Source organism: Telluria sp. ZB4P37 (genome assembly GCF_059685855.1).
In genome coordinates this window covers 168063-185082 of record NZ_JCASID010000007.1, presented here as the reverse complement: position 1 = coordinate 185082, position 17020 = coordinate 168063, and the positions used below count along the sequence as shown (strand labels likewise).

The window sequence follows — 17020 nt, the reverse complement described above, 5'->3', positions numbered from 1 at the left end:
AGGGTGGGCGAGGAACTTGCCCACCCCAGGAGCAGACACCAAGCCCGCTTCATGGCGCCTGACGGAAACCCGTATTACGTGCGCTTGATCGTGAACGGCGAAAACCCCTGGCAAGTCGGCATCAACTCGATACTGTTCACATTCACATGCGGCGGCAGGGTCGCGATCCAGTAGGCGGTATTCGCAATATCCTCCGCGCTCAGCGGCGTGGTGCCTTCATACACCTTGGCCGCCGCCGCATCGTCGCCCTTGAAGCGTACGTTCGAGAACTCGGTCCCGCCGCACAGTCCCGGCGCGAGGTTGGTCGCGCGCACGCCGGTGCCGACCAGGTCGGCCCGCAGGTTCAGGGTGAATTGCTCGACGAAGGCCTTGGTCGCGCCATACACATTGCCGCCCGGGTAAGGGTAGTGGCCTGCCACCGACCCCAGGTTGATCACCAGCCCGCTGCCACGCGCCACCATGCCGGGCAGCACCGCGCGGGTCATCGTCACCAGTCCCTGGCAATTGGTGGCGATCATCGTGTCCCAATCGTCCAGCGGCACCTCGTGCGCTGGCAGGGTGTTGAGCGCCAGTCCCGCGTTATTGACGAGCACGTCGATGTCGCGCCAGCCCACGGGCAGGCCGGCGATGGCCGCATCGATCGAGGCGCGGCTGGTCACGTCGAGCGTGACTGGCAAGGCGGCCTCGCCCAGTTCGCTTGCCAGGTCGGCGATGCGGTCGGTGCGGCGGGCCGCCAGGATGGCCTTGTGGCCATTGCGAACGAAAACGCGGGCCATCGCGGCGCCGAAGCCGGCCGAGGCGCCGGTAATGAAGACGATCATGGGTGGGTCCTGGTGGCGGCGAAGTGGAAGGAAGGGAAAATTGTAGCCGAAATAGCCACAAGCCTGCTGCTGCCCCTGCACTTGTTAGGACGACAGCAGTTTCCTTGCCCTAAGGGGCTCGGATCACATACAATCTGGAGTCATTTACGTCTCACGTAACTGGCGAAACACCGTGCCGCCGCGTTCGCATGCGCCCAGCACGGTAAAGGTGGGCACCCACCGGGGAACGTGAGATGTCAACGCCGTTCGCCTGGGCAGCCACCAACTGGACCGCGTCGTGTCGCGCGCGGCCTCGCGGCTGCCTCGCACCCGCCCGGCCGCCCATTCTGCGCTGCCCGTTGCCTGGTATTTCTCTCGATTGGAGTTTTACATGTTTGCAAAGAATCATACGCTCGCCAATGTCGACCCGGAACTGTGGGATGCCATCCAGAAGGAAAACGTTCGCCAGCAGGACCACATCGAACTGATCGCGTCCGAGAACTATACCTCGCCGGCCGTCATGGAAGCGCAGGGCTCGCAGCTGACCAACAAGTACGCTGAAGGCTATCCAGGCAAGCGCTATTACGGCGGCTGCGAATACGTCGACGTCGCCGAGCAGCTGGCGATCGACCGCCTCAAGCAACTGTTCGGTGCGGAAGCAGCCAACGTGCAGCCTAATTCGGGCTCGCAGGCCAACCAGGGCGTGTTCTTCGCCATGCTCAAGCCGGGCGATACCATCATGGGCATGTCGCTGGCCGAAGGCGGCCACCTGACCCACGGCATGGCACTGAACATGTCGGGCAAGTGGTTCAACGTCGTTTCCTACGGCCTGACGCCGGAAGAAGACATTGACTACGACGCCATGGAAGCCCTGGCGCGCGAGCACAAGCCGAAGATGATCATCGCCGGTGCGTCGGCCTTCGCCCTGCGCATCGACTTCGAACGATTCGCAAAAGTCGCCAAGGAAGTCGGCGCCTATTTCATGGTCGACATGGCCCACTACGCCGGCCTGATCGCCGCGGGCGAATACCCGAACCCGGTGCCGCATGCCGACTTTGTTACGTCCACGACGCACAAGTCGCTGCGCGGCCCGCGCGGCGGCATCATCCTGATGAAGGCCGAGTTCGAGAAGCAGATCAATTCGGCGATCTTCCCGGGCATCCAGGGCGGTCCGCTGATGCACGTCATCGCCGGCAAGGCCGTGGCCTTCAAAGAAGCGCTGTCGCCGGAGTTCAAGGAGTACCAGCGGCAGGTCGTCAAGAACGCCAAGGTGCTGGCCGAGACCTTGATCGCGCGCGGACTGCGCATCGTGTCGGGCCGGACCGAATCGCACGTGATGCTGGTCGACCTGCGCTCGAAGGGCCTGACCGGCAAGGAAGCCGAAGCGATCCTGGGCCAGGCGCACATGACCTGCAACAAGAACGGTATCCCGAACGACCCGCAGAAGCCCTTCGTCACCTCGGGCATCCGCCTGGGCAGCCCGGCCTTTACCACCCGCGGCTTCAAGGAAGAAGATGCGGTCAAGGTGGGCCACCTGATCGCCGACGTGCTGGACAACCCGCACGACGCCGCGACCATTGAGCGCGTGAAGGCTGAAGTCAAGCTGCTGACCGACAAGTACCCGGTCTACGCAGCCTAAGTAGCACAACCCCGGGGCCGGCGCTTGCTGGCCCCAACAAGCATCCCGGCGCCCATGAAATGTCCGTTCTGCCAGCATGAAGATACCCAGGTCCTCGACACGCGCGTGTCCGAGGAAGGGGACGCCATTCGCCGGCGCCGGCGCTGCGCGAAGTGCGACAAGCGCTTCACCACCTATGAGCGCATCGAGCTGTCGATGCCGATCATCGTCAAGAAGAACGGCAGCCGCACCGAGTTCGCGCCAGCCAAGCTGCGCGGCAGCCTGATGCTGGCCTTGCGCAAGCGCCCCGTGGCCGCCGAAGCGATCGACACCGCCGTTGCCACCATCGAGGAAAAGCTCCTGACCAGCGGCCGCCGCGAAGTAGATACCGGCTATGTGGGCGAACTGGTGATGCAGGAACTCAAGCGCCTCGACAAGATCGCCTATATCCGTTTCGCCTCGGTCTACAAGAATTTCGAAGACCTGGCCGAGTTCCAGGAAGCGCTGGCTGAAGTCGGCCACCCGCGTAAGTAAAACCGCTCATCGGTTCCCCGAAAACGATTGGGCCAGCTCATGGCCGGCAGGTGCTCGCCTGATAACTTTGCAGTTCGCAGCCGGCAGGCCTGTTGCCTGGCCTTGCCGGTTTCTCGACGCTGACGAGGGGAGGTGGGTGTGCAGGCGCATGGGGGAATGCCAGGATTCACGCTGGTCGAAGTGCTGGTCGCGCTGTTCGTGCTCGCGGTGGGCATCGTCGGCGCCGGCGCCACGCAGCTGACGGCCGAGCGGCTGCGCCAGCACGCGGCCCGCACATCCGAAGCGGCGCAGCTGGCGGCCTCGCTGGCTTCGCGCATGCGGGCCAATCCCCCGGTGGCCGGCTTGCCTGATGCCGCCAATCCCTACCTCAGCTTCCAGTATGACGCGGCGGACGGCGCGCCCATCGCGCCGCTGCCATGCTTCGGCAGCACCGCATGCAGCCCCCAGCAGCTGGCCGAGTTCGACCTGCACGAGATCCGCCAAGCCGTGCATGCGCAATTCCCCGCCGGGCGCGTCGAGGTCTGCCGCGACGGTTCGCCCTGGAACAGCGCCACCAACAGCTTTCGCTGGAGCTGCGACGGCGCCCCCGGTGCGCTGCCGGTCGTCAAACTCGGCTGGCAGGGCACGGACGACGCGCCCGCTTACGTGACGGTGCTGCGATGAGGGTTTGTCTTCGCCGCCAAAGCGGCATGACGATGGCCGAACTGCTGGTCGCCATGGCGGTGGGCCTGGGCGTGCTGCTGGCCGCCGGTAGCCTGTTCGTCTGGTCCACCCGCGCCTTTGCCTCCCAGGTGGAGACGGCGACGATGGATGATGCGGGACGCTACGCGCTCGATGTGGTGGCGCGCGCGGTGCGCCAGTCGGCTGCCGTCGATTGGGAGACGCATAGCGGCGGGCCGGATGCGGCGGCGCCGGCGGCGCTCGCCGGCCTGGACGCGCGCCGGGTGACGCAGACCGGCTTCGCCGTCGACAACCCGATCGCCAATGCCGTCGTACACGGCAGCGACGTGCTGGCGGTGCGCTATCCCGGCAGCGGCGCGCCGCCTTCCGGCGACGGCACCACGCTCGACTGCGCGGGCTTTTCGGTACACCGCGATGAGGAGGGCTGGAGCATCTTTTATGTCGCGCGCAATGCCCAGGGCGACGCAGAACTGCGCTGCAAGTACCGGGGCGCCAGCAACTGGTCGGCCGATGCGGTGGTCGGCGCCGTGGACAGTTTCCAGGTGCTCTACGGGCTCGATCTCGACGCCGACGGCGCGCCCGAGCGCTACGTCAATGCCAGCGCACTGCATGCGCTTGATGCCGCCTTGGTGCTGGCGGGCATGACGGCGGCCGAGCGCGATGCCGATCTGCGCCGGCGCACCCACTGGAAGAAGCTGGCCAGCGTTCGGGTGGCCCTGCTGCTGCATGGGGCGCCCAGCCGGCTGGCGGATGCCGGGAGCGCCACCTACGACCTGTTCGGGCCGCAGTATGGCGACATGGCGGGCGTGCTGGACGCCGGTACCCGCCTGCTGGAGACGACGCTGGCCGGGCGCGAGCCGCCGCGGCACCGCAAGGTGTTTGCCACCACCATCGCGCTGCCGGCGCGGGGCGGGTGAGGACGGCATGCTCATGAGCAAATCGATGTGCGCTCGCCGGAGCAGGGAAGGTGGCGTGGCGCTGCTGACCGTCCTGCTGCTGATGCTGGCGATCCTGTTGACAGGGATCGCCTCGGCCCGCAGCGCGCTGCATGGCGCGCTGGCCGCCGCCAACGAGCGCGACCGCATGCTGGCACTGCATGGCGCCATGGCCGCGCTGGCCGATGCCGAGCAGGACATCGATGGCGGTGCCGACCCGGCCTCAGCGCGCGCCGCCGCCTTGGCCAGCGCCGCGCCTGCGGCCTTTGCCGACGGATGCCGCGGCGGCGCCCCGTACCAGGGGCTGTGCACCCACGCCGTCGACGTGAGCGACATCCACCTGGCGCTGGCCGACGGGGGCGGGCCCGGCATCGTATTCGGTGCCATCACGGGCGCGCGGATCCCGTCCGGGATCGGGGCGCTGGCCGCGCATGCGCCGCGCTATTTGATCGAACGCATGCCGTCGGTGCCGGATGCGCTGCTGTACCGGATCACGGCACTGGGCTTCGGAAGCGCCGGCACGACCCAGGTTGGAGTGCAGGCGTATTACCGCAAGTTGTTGGTCGTGGCTGCGCCGTCCGGACCGTCGTCACCCGGTACGCCCGCCGCGCCGGGCAGCCCCGAAACAGGTGCGGCACCCCCTGCACCGGGCACGCCGGGCGGCCCCGGCATGCGCGTGAGCTGGCGGGAGATCGCCAACTGGCACGACGGCGTCGCCGCGGCCGGCGCGGCTGCAGCAACGGAGCCGGGATGAGGCCTGCCATGACGACAGCAGGCGCGCGAAAACGCTGCGGCTTCACGCTGGTCGAGCTGATGGTCGTGCTCGGGATCGTGGCGATCCTGGCGGCGATTGCCTATCCCGGCTATGCGGCCCACCTGGTCAAGGCCCGGCGGGTGGAGGCGCAGCTGGCACTGGTCGACGCCATGCAGCGCCAGGAAGCCTACCGCGCCCGGCACCATACCTATGTCGCGTTCTCAATCGATACCGAAAACCCAGGCAGCCGCCAGTTCCGCTGGTGGCTCGGGTCGCAGCCGGAAACCAGCGCCTACGAAGTCGACGGCCATGCCTGCGAAGGCCAGGACATCAGCCAGTGCATCGAGCTGCGCGCCCAGCCCGGGACGGCGAATGTCGATGCCGGCTTCGACGACCAGGACTGCGGCACGCTCACGTTCGACAGCACCGGTGCGCAGGGAGCGAGCGGGAACGGGCGGCGCTGCTGGCCATGAAGCCTATCAGGGTCATGCGGACAGTCGACAAGCGCAGCACAGGCGGGAACATAGGGTGCGGCATGATGCGCGACCCGAGGCGCAAGCATGAACGCCGGCACGCCGCAGGCGCCACGCTCGCCGAACTGGTCGTCGTGCTCGGCATCTCGGCTGTCGTCCTCGCGGTCGCCGGCCCCGACCTGCACGCCCTCGTCACGGCCCAGCAGATGCGCGCCGCATCGAGCGAGCTGCTGGGCGCCATCGCCCATACCCGGGCCCAGGCCATCGCGCGCAACGGACGGGTCAAGCTGATGCCGCGCGATCCCCTGGGCGCCGACTGGACCCGGGGCTGGACCATCTTTGTGGACCGCGACGGCGACCGCGAGCCCGGCGAGGGAGACGAGATCCTGTCCGTCCACGGACCCCTCGACCCTGGCCTGCGGGTCGATTTTTCCTTCACCCAGTCAGCGCCGCCGCACTACATCGCCTACAATGGCGCCGGGCGCAGCTGCAGCGATACCAATGCCAATTCTTCCCGGCTCGGTACGCTGTCGCTGTTTCACGGCGAGCATGTCCGACGTATTAAAATCAACATGCTGGGACGCGTGCGGATGTGCAATCCGGAGCGCGACGAAGGCTGCGAGGGCGCGCAAGCGCCGCAGTAGCGCCGGCAGAGGGCATGGCAGCACGAGCTGCAGGACGCAACGGCAGGACGCAACGGCAGGACGCAACGGCAGGACACCACGTGGCACACGACAGCGACCAGATTCTCAATGATACCGACGGCATGGCGCTGGCCCTGGCTTGGGCCGCGAAAGGCATGTACATCACGGCGCCCAACCCGCGGGTCGGCTGCGTGATCGTGCGTGACGGTGTCGTGATCGGCGCCGGCCACACCCAGCCGGCGGGGCAGGCGCATGCCGAGATCCAGGCCATGCGCGATGCACAGGCGCGCGGCCACGACGTGCGCGGCGCGACTGCCTACGTGACACTGGAGCCATGCAGCCATTACGGACGCACGCCGCCCTGCTCGAATGCCCTGGTCGAAGCCGGCCTGGGGCGCGTGGTGGCGGCGATGCTTGATCCCAACCCGCTGGTCGCGGGCCGCGGGCTGGCGCAGCTGGAAGCGGCAGGCATTGCCGTCGCGTCCGGCGTGCTGGCCGATGCCGCCCATGAACTGAACATCGGTTTCTTCTCGCGCATGCGGCGCGGCCTGCCCTGGGTGCGCCTGAAAGTCGCGGCCAGCCTGGATGGCGCCACCGCGCTGGACAGCGGCGAGAGCCAGTGGATTACCGGGCCGGAGGCCCGCGCCGACGGCCACGCATGGCGCGCCAGGGCACAGGCGATCCTGACCGGCATCGGCACGGTCATGGCGGACGACCCGCAGCTGAACGTGCGCGGCATCGACACGCCCTTGCCGCCGCGCCGCGTGATCGTCGACAGCCGGCTCGAGATCAGGCTCGACGCGCGTATCCTGCAGGGCGAGCCGTGCTGGATCGTGGCGGCTGGCGAAGTGCCGGAGAAAGCCGCGGCCTTGCGCGCGGCCGGCCACGAGGTGATCGTGCTGCCGAATGCCGGGGGCAAGGTCGACCTGCCGCCGCTGATGCGCGAATTGGGCCGGCGCGAGATCAACGAAGTGCATGTCGAAGCCGGCTCGAAGCTGAACGCCTCGATGCTGCGCGAAGGCTGCGTCGACGAACTGCTGGTCTACCTGGCGCCCACCCTGGTCGGGCCGGGGCAGGGCATGTTCGCCCTGCAGCCGCTGGCCCAGTTGAGCGACAAGCGGCAATTGCGCTTCCACGAGGTGACGCGGGTCGGCGACGACCTGCGCATCCTGGCAAGATTAAATATTACTGAGGAATAAGATCGTATGTTTACAGGAATCGTCGCCGCTGTCGGCAACATCACCTCGGTCACCCCGCTCGAGGGTGGCTCGTTCGCCGGCGTGCGGCTTGACGTCGACGCCGGCCCGCTGCCCCTTGGCGACGTCGCCATGGGTGACTCGATCGCGCTCAACGGCGCCTGCATGACCGTCGTGGCCAAGACCGGCAACAGCTTCAGCGTCGACGTGTCGCGCGAAAGCCTGAGCAAGACGGCCGGCCTGGATGCGCCTGGTGAAGTCAACCTGGAAAAGGCGCTGACGCTGGCCGAACGCCTGGGCGGCCACCTGGTCTCCGGCCACGTCGACGGTCTGGGCACCGTGCACAGCTTCGAGCCGGTGGGCGAGTCGCGCGAACTGGTGATCGACGCGCCGCAGGAACTGGCCAAATTCCTGGCCTACAAGGGTTCGGTGGTGGTCAACGGCGTGTCGCTGACCGTGAACCGGGTCGAGGACCTGGACGCGGCAACGGGCAAGGTCTGCCGCTTCTCGATCAACCTGATTCCGCACACGATCGAGGTCACGACGCTCAAGCACCTGTGCGCCGGCTCGAAAGTAAACCTGGAAATCGACCTGATCGCGCGCTACGTCGAGCGCATGCTGTCGAGGCAAGGCTGAGGCCGGCGGGGCGGTTCCGGGAGGCCGATGGCCTCCCGGCCCCATCTTGACCCGCAAAGGGTTATTGCCTCAGTGTAAGTCTCGCATTACACTATTCTCAACAATACAACGAGAATGGCGAGATGAGCGCGCACAAACCGCCCCGGTACCAAGGCAAGATCACCAGCTGGAAGGACGAGCAGGGATTCGGCTTCATCACGCCCAACGGTGGCGGCCCCGACGTCTTCCTGCACATTAAGTCCTTCAACGGCCATGGTGGCCGTCCGGCAGGCGGCGAAAACGTCACCTATGCCCTGTTCACGACCGACAAGGGGCAGCCGCGTGCCGAGAACGTCAATTTCGTGCGCCGCAAGGGCATGCGCCCCTCGATTGCCACTGCCTGGAGCGTGGCGGTCCTGTTCCTGGCTCTTGTGGGCGCCTGCGTGCTGGCCGGGCAACTGCCGCTGCAAGTCATGTATGCCTACCTGGGCCTGAGCATGCTTGCCTTCCTGGTCTATGCCCAAGACAAATCAGCTGCCCGCAACGGGCGCTGGCGCACCGAGGAATCGGTCCTGCACCTGCTCGGGCTGGTCGGCGGCTGGCCGGGGGCGCTGGTGGCGCGCCAGGTGCTGCGCCACAAATCCCAGAAGCTCGCATTCCGCACAGGGTTCTGGACGACCGTCATCCTCAATTGCGCCGCGCTGGCCTGGCTGCTGTCGCCGATGGGCGCCGAGCTGCTGGCGATGGCCGGTTTTCCGCGCCTGAACTAGCCGCCGCGCATGCGCCCGGCTCGTGAAGGAGCCGCCGGCTCGTAGCGTGGGCAGGTTTCCTGCCCATGCGTTCACATCACGGTGCTGCTGCCCGCGCCGCTGTTCAGACCGAAGCGATCACTGCTGCACGGTAGTCCCGAAACGTGAATCCGTCGTTCCGGCGAAGGCCGGAACCCGAGGTTTGCATGCGTTTGGCCAAGCGACGAAATTGGGCATCGGCCTGCGCCGGTGCGAGGGTCATGCAGTTAGCGGAAAGTGTCGCCAGACTGACGCTAGCCGCCCGGCGCCATCGCCTTGCTGTTTGACACCGCCACCGTGGCCGGCGCCTGCGTCTCCGGATTGAGCACCACCTGTACATAATTCTGGTCGTTGAAATAGCGCTTCGCTGCCGTGCGGATATCCTCCGCGGTCAGGGCCGCGACCTGCTTTTCGATCTCCAGGATCGAGGCCGGGTCGGTGCCTTCGCTCAGCGCCGTCTGCAAATGCCCCAGCCAATAGCCGTTCTCGCGCAGCGAGCGGCGGTGGTTCTGGATCCAGTTGCTCTTCACTTTTTCCAGGTCGGCCGCATCCGGTCCCTGCGCCTGCAGGCGGCGGATTTCGGCAAACGTCGTGGCGATCACCTTGTCGACGTGCTCGGGTCCGGTCGGCAGGGTCACGCCGATCGAGTAGTTCCCGTAGGGGATCTTGCTCAGTACACCGTTGGCGCCGCCGCCATAGATCAGGGCCATCTGCTCGCGCAGCACCTCGATGATGCGCAGGTTGGTCACCTCCAGCAAGGCCGACAGGCGCAGCTGCTCGGCTTCCGTGAATTCGGCCGCGCCGGTGAAGGTGAGCGAGATCGTGCTCTTCGGCTCCGAGCCGCTGCGTACTTCGCGCTTGACCACGCCCGTGGCCGGGCGCATGCCGACGTCGCGGTAAGCGACCGGCAGGTCCGGGGTCGGCAGGCTGCCGAGGTAGGCGGCCAGCAGCGGCTTGATGGTATTCAGGTCGAAGCTGCCGACCAGGATGAAGGTCAGGTCCTTCGCGCTCGAGAAGCGCTGCTGGAAGATGTCGATGCTGCGGTCCAGGTCGATCTGCTCGTATTCTTCGGGGCGCAGGGTGCGCGGCGCGCGCGGGTGGTTGTTGTAGAGCGCGGCCATCACGGCGTCGCCGAAATGCACGCCCGGTTGCGAGGTCTGGTTGCGAGCCTGCTCGGCCTGCTTGCCGACATAGGAGCGGAACAAGGCCTCGTCGCGGCGCACGCCGTGGAACTTCAGCCAGGCCAGCTGCAGCATGGTTTCGATGTCGGTCGCGCCCGAGGCGCCGACCACCACGTCGGTGTAGTTGGCCAGGCCCACGTTCACCTGGGCCGCCTTGCCCGCCAGGATCTTGTTCATGTCCAGCGGCGTGAAATCCTTCACGCCCATGCTGGCCACGATCGCATTGGCAAAGCGCGCGTTGAGCACGTCCTTGTCCGGGAACAGGCTCTGGCCGCCGAAGCGGGCCGCGCTCATCATCACCTGGTCGTTGCGGAAATCGGTCGGTTTCAGGATCACCTTGACGCCGTTCGACAGGGTCAAGCGGGTCAGGCCGAGCGACTTGTCCTGGGTCTGGGACACGATCGTGCCGGGTTTCGAGGGGCGCTCCATCAGGCGTGCGGCCACCGCTTTTTCGTCGCGCGCCTGCACCTCGGCGCGCTGGGCCGCGGCTACCGTGGCCAGCAGCTGTTCGCCGCGCGGGGTGTCGGGGCGGGTCACGCCCGTGTACAGCACCAGCTTGCCCGAGTCGGCGGGAATCGTGCGGCGCGCATAGGCATTCATTTCTTCGAGCGTGATGCCGGGCACCAGTTGCTTGATGTAGCGGTATTCGGTGTCGATCCCGGGAATGGCTTCCTGCTGCAGGAAATTGCGGATGTATTCGGCCGCATAGGTGCCCGAATCGCTCTTGGCGCGCTCGTTCCAGGCCTGCTCGTAGGTCCGCATCATGTTCTTCTTCATTTGCTCGAGCTCGGTCGCACCGAAGCCGTGGCGGCGCGCACGCTCGTTTTCCTCGACCAGGGCGGTGAGGGCGGCATCGGCGCCGCGCGGCCCCAGCGCGGCCGAGGCATTATACGAGCGGTAGCGCGGGGTCAGCTTGCCGAGCGAGCTGTTCGCGCCCATGAAGGGTGGTTCGGGCAGCTGGGCCAGTTCCTGCAGGCGCTGGTTGAGCATGGCGGAAAACAGCGCCTGCACCAGGTCGTCGCGGTAGGCGCGGATGGTGCCGGCCTCATGCACCGGCTGGACCGGGTAGCGGATCAGGATGGCGTTGCCGGTGGCTTCCTGGTCCGTGACGACCAGCGCTTCGGTGGCCTGGCGCGCCGGGATCTCGGCATAGGCGCGTGGACGCGCGGGCTGCGGATTCTTCAGCTTGGCGAAATGCTGCTTGACCAGTTGCTCGGCCCGCGCCGGGTCGATGTCGCCCACCACGACCACCGCCATCAGGTCGGGACGGTACCAGTCGCGGTAAAAGCGGCGCAGCGCATCCGGCGTGAAATTGCGCAGCACGTCCTCGGTGCCGATCGGCAGGCGCTCGGCATACTTCGAGCCATTGAAGATCTTCGGCATGATCTGCTTGCTCATGCGGTCCGAGGCGCCTTTGCCCAGGCGCAGCTCTTCCAGGATGATGCCGCGTTCCTTGTCGATGTCGGCCGGATCAAAACTCACGCCGTGGGCCCAGTCTTCCAGCACCTGGAAGGCCTTGCCGACGTGTTCCGGCTTGTCGGTCGGGATCGGCAGGATGTAGACGGTCTCGTCGAAGGCCGTATAGGCATTCAGGTCGGCGCCGAAGCCTACGCCGATCGACTGCAGGTAGGACACCAGTTCGTGTTTGCGGAAATGGGTCGAGCCATTGAAGGCCATGTGCTCGACGAAATGGGCCAGCCCGCGCTGGTCTTCGTCTTCCAGGATCGAGCCGGCCTTGACCACCAGGCGCAGCTCGAGCTTGCGCTCCGGACGGGCATTGCGCTGGATGTAATAGGTGAGCCCGTTAGCCAGTTTGCCGACCTTGACTTGGGGGCCGACCGGGATCGGGGCGTCCAGGCGCAGCGCTCCAGCGTCCCGGGGCGCGGCCGCCGGGACCGTGGCAGCTGCATGCGCAACAGTGGCCGGCAAGTGCGCGCACAGCACGGCGGCCAACAACAGGCCGCGCACGAAATTCTTGCTCATTTAGGGAACTTTTTTATAGAAGAGCACGCATTCTACCGCGCGCACCCGGCGAAATATCGCGCGGGCACGTGTTGGAAAGCTGGTGTTGCGTACAGGCAGCAGTATTTAGATGGCAACGCGTCCCTTGGCCAGCAATTGCGCCATCTCGTGGGAGGGCAGGGGCCGGCTGTACAGATAGCCCTGCATCACATCGCAGCCGATCAGGCCCAGGAAGTCGCGCTGGCCGACCGTTTCCACGCCCTCGGCAACGACCGACAGCGACAGTCCCTGGGCCAGCGCGATGGTGGCCTGGGCAATCGCCGCGCTACGCTGCTCAGTGGTAATGTTGCGGACAAAAGTCTGGTCGATCTTGAGCTTGTCGAGCGGGAAGCGCGACAGGTAGCCGAGCGAGGAATAGCCGGTGCCGAAGTCGTCCAGCGACAGCGACACGCCCATTGCGCGCAATTCGGCCATCTGCGCTTCGGCCACCGAGCTGTCGCCCATCATCACGCTTTCGGTCAATTCCACCTCCAGGTAGCGCGGCGCCAAGCCGCTTTCCTCCAGCGCGGCGCGCACGACGCCGCTCACCGAGCCGGCCTTGAACTGGTTGGCCGAGACATTGACCGCGACCCGCACCGGGTTCAAGCCGGCGTCTTGCCAGGCCTTGTTCTGGAAGCAGGCCTGGCGGATCACCCATTCGCCGATCGGGTGGATCAGGCCGGTATCTTCGGCCAGCGGGATGAAGTCGCCCGGCGGCACCATGCCGATTTCTTCGCTGCGCCAGCGCAGCAGGGCTTCCATGCCGACCACGCTGCCGTCCAGGCGCGAGATCTGCGGCTGGTAGTGCAGGGCCAGCTCGCTGCGCTCGATGGCGCGCCGCAGCCGGGATTCCAGCGCTAGCCAGCGCAGCGCCTGGGCATTCATCTCGCCCTTGAAGAAGCGGAAGCCGTTGCGCCCCGACTGCTTCATGTCGGTCAGGGCCGCGTCGGCCGACTTGAGCAGGTCGCCCGCCGCGTTGCCGTCGCGCGGGAAGATGCTGATCCCGACGCTGCCGGTGACCACCACGTCGTGCCCGCCCACGGCATGCGGCTGGGCGATGGCGTCGATCAGGCGGCGCGCGGCCAGGATGATGTCTTCGTTGTCGTGGCAGGCGGTGAGCAGCAGGACGAATTCGTCGCCCGACAGCCGCGCCAGCGTATCGGTGGGGCCGGCGATCTCGCCGACCCGGCGCGCGACCTCGCGCAGTACGGCATCGCCGGCGGCGTGGCCGAGGCTGTCGTTGATGCGCGAGAGGCGGTCGACGTTGAATAGCAGCAGGGCCAGCTGGCCGTCGCCCTGGCGCGCCGCGGCGATCGCCTGCTGCAGGCGGTCGTTGAACAGCGAGCGGTTCGGCAGCAGGGTCAGGGCGTCGTGGTTGGACAGGAAATCTAACTGGTGGTGCGCGGCCTTGAGCGCCGACAGGTCGGTCGAGACCGACACGTAGGCGGTCAGACGGCCGGATTCGTCGCGCACCGCGCTGATGCTGGTGCGCTCGGGATAGACTTCGCCGTTCTTGCGGCGGTTCCAGATCTCGCCGCGCCACTGGCCGTCGTTTTCGAGGCAATGCCACATGCTGCGGTAGAAGGCGGAGTCATGCCGCCCGGAGCGCAGGATGCGCGGGTTCATTCCCAGCACGTCGGCTTCGCGATAGCCCGTGATCTGCTCGAAGGCCGGGTTGACGGCCACGATATTCGCCTCGGCATCGGTCATCATGATGCCTTCCTGGGTACTGTCGAAGACCTGGCGGTTCAGCTCGAGCCGGTGCTGGCTCTCGCGCAGGGCGACGTCGGCGTCGGCGCGGGCCAGGGCTTCGAGCTGGAGCTGGGCCGCGTGGCGCTGCACCACGTCGTACAGGTTCAGGTTTTCGTAGGCCACCGCCAGCTGGGCGGCCAGGGCCGTGGCCCAGCGCTCTTCTTCTTCGGTGAAGGCCGGCGCGCCGGGGTGGCGAGCGCAGTACAGCCAGCCGTGCGGGTGCTGCAGGTCGTGCACCTGCAGGCCGAGGAAGCTGCCCAGGCCCGGGTGGCAGGTGGGGAGGGTCGCCAGGTAGGCGTCGCCCTCGACCAGGCGCAGCGGGGCCCGGGCGCGCAGCAGCATACCGGGCAGCCGGGTCTCGTCCTGGGCATGGCCGGCCAGCAGGTCCAGTTCGAGCGACGAGGGCGCGAGCGCCCAGGTCGCGAGGTGGCGCACGTTGCGCTCGCCGCGGTCGAGCAGGCAGAGCGCGGCGCAGTCGGCGTGCAGCACGCGGCGGGCGGCGTCGAGGAAGGAGGCGGCCAGGGTCTCGACCCGGCGCTCGCCGATCAGGGACAGGCACATGCGCTCCAGTTCAGTCAGGCGCGCGCACAAATCGAAGGGCAGGCCGCGGTCACGTTCTTCAAGCGCGGCGGGCGGCACCGGTGCTGCGCCTTCGATCACGCCGAGTTCGGCATTGACGGCTTCGAGGATCTGGTGCGGGTCGGATGGCTTGGGCAGCACGGTGGCCACGCCGCAGCGCGCCGCCATGGCCTGGGTCTCGCGCTCGGCGTAGACGGCGGAGAAAAAGATGATGCGGGTGGCCTGCAGCGCTCGATCCTGGCGGATCTGCTGGACCAGCTCGTAGCCGTCCATGATCGGCATCAGGATGTCGGTGATGACCAGGTCGGGATGGTGGGTGCGGGTCAGGGCCAGGGCCTGGGCGCCGTCTTCGGCCTCGAACAGGCGGTGGCCGGTATAGCCAAGCAGGGCATTGAGGAAGGCGCGGTTGCTGGGCCGGTCGTCGACGATCAGAATCGTGGCCATCAGCAGCGCTCTCCTGGAGAAGCGCCGAAGCGACTGCAAGATGATGGAACTACCGCCATGGCAACTCCGCGAAGGGGACCGGCGTTGCCGGGGAGAGCCCTCGGCGACATCATTGGCCGCAATGTCTTAATCATAATCTAGTCAAGCATGGACATGCCATCTTGTTGCGTGCAGGAATGTAAAGCTTAACAATTAAGATCTCACAGATATACGCGAACTATTGCATGTTGCATATCAGCAACGGTCATTGACGACATCGCAGCACCATGCCCACCGATGGGCTGGCAGAGGGAGTCAGGTTGAAAGGCGGTAAATCCTTTAAAATAACGGATTACGCAAAACTCCTCCCGTTTCAAGGAATCCGCATGTCTATTTCCAGCACCGAAGAAATCGTTGCCGAACTGCGCGCAGGGCGCATGGTCATTCTCGTCGACGAAGAAGATCGCGAGAACGAGGGCGATTTGGTGCTTGCCGCCGACTTCGTCACCCCGGAAGCGATCAATTTCATGATCCGCCACGCGCGCGGCCTGGTCTGCCTGACGCTGACCGAAGAACGCTGCGACGAGCTGGCGCTGCCGATGATGACCTCGAAGAACGGCACCTCCTTCGGCACCAATTTCACGGTCTCGATCGAAGCGGCCGAGGGCGTGACCACCGGCATCTCGGCGGCCGACCGCGCCCGCACCATCCAGGTGGCGGTGAACAAGGGCACGACCCCCGACGACCTGGTGCAGCCGGGCCACATCTTCCCGCTGCGCGCCCAGAACGGCGGCGTCCTGATGCGCGCCGGGCACACGGAAGCGGGCTGCGACCTGACCGCAATGGCGGGCCTGAGTCCGGCCTCGGTGATCTGCGAGATCATCAAGGAAGACGGCACCATGGCGCGCCTGCCCGATCTGATCGAGTTCGCCAAGGAACACAATCTCAAGATCGGCACCATCGCCGACCTGATCCATTACCGCAGCCAGAACGAAAGCCTGGTCGAGCGCGTGGCCGAGCGGGAGCTGTCCACGCCTTACGGCGAGTTCAAGCTGGTCGCCTTCCGCGACAAGCCGAGCGGCGCCGCCCACCTGGCGCTGGTGCACGGCGAGCTGGCGCGCGAGCGGGAAGCCCTGGTGCGCGTGCACCAGCCGGTCTCGATCCTCGACGTGCTCGGCAACTGCGCCTCGACCCACTCCTGGGACCTGGCCTCGGCCATGAAGACGATCCGCAATAGCGACTGCGGCGTGATCGTGCTGCTCAATGCGGGCGAAACGGCCGACGAGCTGTTCGCGCAGTTCGCCCCGCGCGATTCCAGCCCGCGCAGCGCCCGCGCCGCCTCGATGGACCTGCGCACCTACGGCATCGGCGCGCAGATCCTGCGCAACCTGGGCGTGGGCAAGATGCAGCTGCTGGCCAACCCGCGCAAGATGCCGTCGATGACGGGCTTCGACCTGGAAGTGACGGGCTACCTGCCGCAGCCGGCCGGCCAGCGCGCCGCGTAGCGCGCCGCCTGAACCGAACACACACTAATATAGAACCATACAAAGAGAAAGAGGTCAGCCATGACGGTAGGAACTTTTGAAAGCAATATGGCAGGTGAAGGCCTGCGCATCGGCATCGTGCAGGCACGCTTCAACGCCGACGTCGGCCACGGCCTGCTGTCCTCGTGCCTGGCCGAACTCAAGCGCCTGGGCGTGGCGGATGAAGATATCCTCCACATCACCGTGCCGGGTGCGCTGGAAATCCCGCTGGCGCTGCAGAAGATGGCTGAGACCCAGCAATTCGACGCGCTGGTCGCCCTGGGCGCCGTGATCCGCGGCGAGACCTACCACTTCGAGCTGGTCTCGAACGAGTCGGGCGCCGGCATCACCCGCATCGGCCTGGACTACGGCATCCCCGTGGCCAATGCCGTGCTGACCACCGAGAACGACGAGCAGGCCGAAGCCCGCATGGCCGAGAAGGGCCTGGAAGCGGCGCGCGTGGCGGTCGAGATGTCGAACCTGCTGTTCGCGCTGGAAGAGCTGCAGGCTGAAGAAGAATAAG

General features: G+C 66.6%; 15 protein-coding genes and 1 riboswitch. Of the genes, 12 read left to right on the top strand and 3 right to left on the bottom strand.

Annotated elements, in window-relative coordinates; genetic code table 11:
* Nucleotides 1-74: 74 nt before the first annotated feature.
* Nucleotides 75-821, bottom strand: a complete 747-nt coding sequence (locus AC56K1_RS13795) for an SDR family oxidoreductase (RefSeq protein WP_497158401.1) — start codon at nt 819-821, stop codon at nt 75-77.
* A 145-nt stretch (nt 822-966) separates the two neighbouring features.
* Nucleotides 967-1084: riboswitch (ZMP/ZTP riboswitch) on the top strand.
* A 107-nt stretch (nt 1085-1191) separates the two neighbouring features.
* Between AC56K1_RS13795 and glyA the strand changes: the two genes are divergently transcribed.
* The 10 genes from glyA (at nt 1192) to AC56K1_RS13745 (ending at nt 9020) form a co-directional block, all read left to right on the top strand.
* Complete coding sequence (glyA, locus tag AC56K1_RS13790; RefSeq protein ID WP_497158400.1) at nt 1192-2439, top strand: serine hydroxymethyltransferase; 1248 nt, start codon at nt 1192-1194, stop codon at nt 2437-2439.
* A gap of 54 nt (nt 2440-2493) precedes the next feature.
* Entirely contained in the window at nt 2494-2952 is a 459-nt protein-coding gene (nrdR, locus tag AC56K1_RS13785) for a transcriptional regulator NrdR (protein WP_497158399.1), read from the top strand.
* Between the two features lie 156 nt (nt 2953-3108).
* Nucleotides 3109-3615, top strand: a complete 507-nt coding sequence (gene pilV / locus AC56K1_RS13780) for a type IV pilus modification protein PilV (RefSeq protein ID WP_497158398.1) — start codon at nt 3109-3111, stop codon at nt 3613-3615.
* Between the two features lie 26 nt (nt 3616-3641).
* Nucleotides 3642-4550: a PilW family protein gene (locus tag AC56K1_RS13775; protein WP_497158397.1), complete on the top strand. Its 909-nt coding sequence runs from the start codon at nt 3642-3644 to the stop codon at nt 4548-4550.
* A gap of 13 nt (nt 4551-4563) precedes the next feature.
* On the top strand, nt 4564-5322 hold the full coding sequence (locus AC56K1_RS13770) for a pilus assembly PilX family protein (RefSeq protein WP_497158396.1): 759 nt from the start codon (nt 4564-4566) through the stop codon (nt 5320-5322).
* Nucleotides 5323-5330: 8 nt separating this feature from the next.
* Nucleotides 5331-5795 carry a type IV pilin protein gene (locus AC56K1_RS13765; protein WP_497158395.1) on the top strand — a complete coding sequence of 155 codons (465 nt, stop codon included), beginning with the start codon at nt 5331-5333 and terminating at the stop codon, nt 5793-5795.
* Complete coding sequence (locus AC56K1_RS13760; protein WP_497158394.1) at nt 5792-6439, top strand: GspH/FimT family pseudopilin; 648 nt, start codon at nt 5792-5794, stop codon at nt 6437-6439. The genes AC56K1_RS13765 and AC56K1_RS13760 overlap by 4 nt, the downstream gene beginning before the upstream one ends.
* Before the next feature lie 122 nt (nt 6440-6561).
* A complete protein-coding gene (gene ribD, locus AC56K1_RS13755; RefSeq protein ID WP_497158431.1) occupies nt 6562-7638 on the top strand; it encodes a bifunctional diaminohydroxyphosphoribosylaminopyrimidine deaminase/5-amino-6-(5-phosphoribosylamino)uracil reductase RibD in 1077 nt (358 codons plus the stop codon).
* A gap of 6 nt (nt 7639-7644) precedes the next feature.
* The gene (locus AC56K1_RS13750) at nt 7645-8271 is read left to right on the top strand and encodes a riboflavin synthase (protein WP_497158393.1); all 627 of its coding nucleotides are present in this window, start codon (nt 7645-7647) and stop codon (nt 8269-8271) included.
* A gap of 122 nt (nt 8272-8393) precedes the next feature.
* Nucleotides 8394-9020 carry a DUF1294 domain-containing protein gene (locus tag AC56K1_RS13745; RefSeq protein WP_497158392.1) on the top strand — a complete coding sequence of 209 codons (627 nt, stop codon included), beginning with the start codon at nt 8394-8396 and terminating at the stop codon, nt 9018-9020.
* Nucleotides 9021-9292: 272 nt separating this feature from the next.
* Here the strand turns inward: AC56K1_RS13745 and AC56K1_RS13740 are convergent, their stop codons facing one another.
* Together AC56K1_RS13740 and AC56K1_RS13735 are read right to left on the bottom strand one after the other, a co-directional pair.
* Nucleotides 9293-12202, bottom strand: a complete 2910-nt coding sequence (locus tag AC56K1_RS13740; RefSeq protein ID WP_497158391.1) for a M16 family metallopeptidase — start codon at nt 12200-12202, stop codon at nt 9293-9295.
* A 105-nt stretch (nt 12203-12307) separates the two neighbouring features.
* Nucleotides 12308-14995 (bottom strand): two-component system response regulator, encoded by a 2688-nt coding sequence (locus tag AC56K1_RS13735; protein ID WP_497158390.1) that lies wholly within the window; start codon nt 14993-14995, stop codon nt 12308-12310.
* 365 nt (nt 14996-15360) lie between these two features.
* Here AC56K1_RS13735 and ribBA point away from each other — a divergent pair, with 365 nt between their 5' ends.
* Nucleotides 15361-16479, top strand: a complete 1119-nt coding sequence (gene ribBA / locus AC56K1_RS13730) for a bifunctional 3,4-dihydroxy-2-butanone-4-phosphate synthase/GTP cyclohydrolase II (RefSeq protein ID WP_497158389.1) — start codon at nt 15361-15363, stop codon at nt 16477-16479.
* 60 nt (nt 16480-16539) lie between these two features.
* Nucleotides 16540-17019, top strand: coding sequence for a 6,7-dimethyl-8-ribityllumazine synthase (ribH, locus tag AC56K1_RS13725; protein ID WP_497158388.1), 480 nt, complete (start codon nt 16540-16542; stop codon nt 17017-17019).
* The last annotated feature ends 1 nt before the right edge of the window (nt 17020 follow it).

Excerpts from the sequence above, each read along its gene's own strand:
- AC56K1_RS13795 (WP_497158401.1), bottom strand. The coding sequence starts at position 821 with ATGATCGTCTTCATTACCGGCGCCTCGGCCGGCTTCGGCGCCGCGATG.
- glyA (WP_497158400.1), top strand. The coding sequence starts at position 1,192 with ATGTTTGCAAAGAATCATACGCTCGCCAATGTCGACCCGGAACTGTGG.
- nrdR (WP_497158399.1), top strand. The coding sequence starts at position 2,494 with ATGAAATGTCCGTTCTGCCAGCATGAAGATACCCAGGTCCTCGACACG.
- pilV (WP_497158398.1), top strand. The coding sequence starts at position 3,109 with ATGCCAGGATTCACGCTGGTCGAAGTGCTGGTCGCGCTGTTCGTGCTC.
- AC56K1_RS13775 (WP_497158397.1), top strand. The coding sequence starts at position 3,642 with ATGACGATGGCCGAACTGCTGGTCGCCATGGCGGTGGGCCTGGGCGTG.
- AC56K1_RS13770 (WP_497158396.1), top strand. The coding sequence starts at position 4,564 with ATGAGCAAATCGATGTGCGCTCGCCGGAGCAGGGAAGGTGGCGTGGCG.
- AC56K1_RS13765 (WP_497158395.1), top strand. The coding sequence starts at position 5,331 with ATGACGACAGCAGGCGCGCGAAAACGCTGCGGCTTCACGCTGGTCGAG.
- AC56K1_RS13760 (WP_497158394.1), top strand. The coding sequence starts at position 5,792 with ATGAAGCCTATCAGGGTCATGCGGACAGTCGACAAGCGCAGCACAGGC.
- ribD (WP_497158431.1), top strand. The coding sequence starts at position 6,562 with ATGGCGCTGGCCCTGGCTTGGGCCGCGAAAGGCATGTACATCACGGCG.
- AC56K1_RS13750 (WP_497158393.1), top strand. The coding sequence starts at position 7,645 with ATGTTTACAGGAATCGTCGCCGCTGTCGGCAACATCACCTCGGTCACC.
- AC56K1_RS13745 (WP_497158392.1), top strand. The coding sequence starts at position 8,394 with ATGAGCGCGCACAAACCGCCCCGGTACCAAGGCAAGATCACCAGCTGG.
- AC56K1_RS13740 (WP_497158391.1), bottom strand. The coding sequence starts at position 12,202 with ATGAGCAAGAATTTCGTGCGCGGCCTGTTGTTGGCCGCCGTGCTGTGC.
- AC56K1_RS13735 (WP_497158390.1), bottom strand. The coding sequence starts at position 14,995 with ATGGCCACGATTCTGATCGTCGACGACCGGCCCAGCAACCGCGCCTTC.
- ribBA (WP_497158389.1), top strand. The coding sequence starts at position 15,361 with ATGTCTATTTCCAGCACCGAAGAAATCGTTGCCGAACTGCGCGCAGGG.
- ribH (WP_497158388.1), top strand. The coding sequence starts at position 16,540 with ATGACGGTAGGAACTTTTGAAAGCAATATGGCAGGTGAAGGCCTGCGC.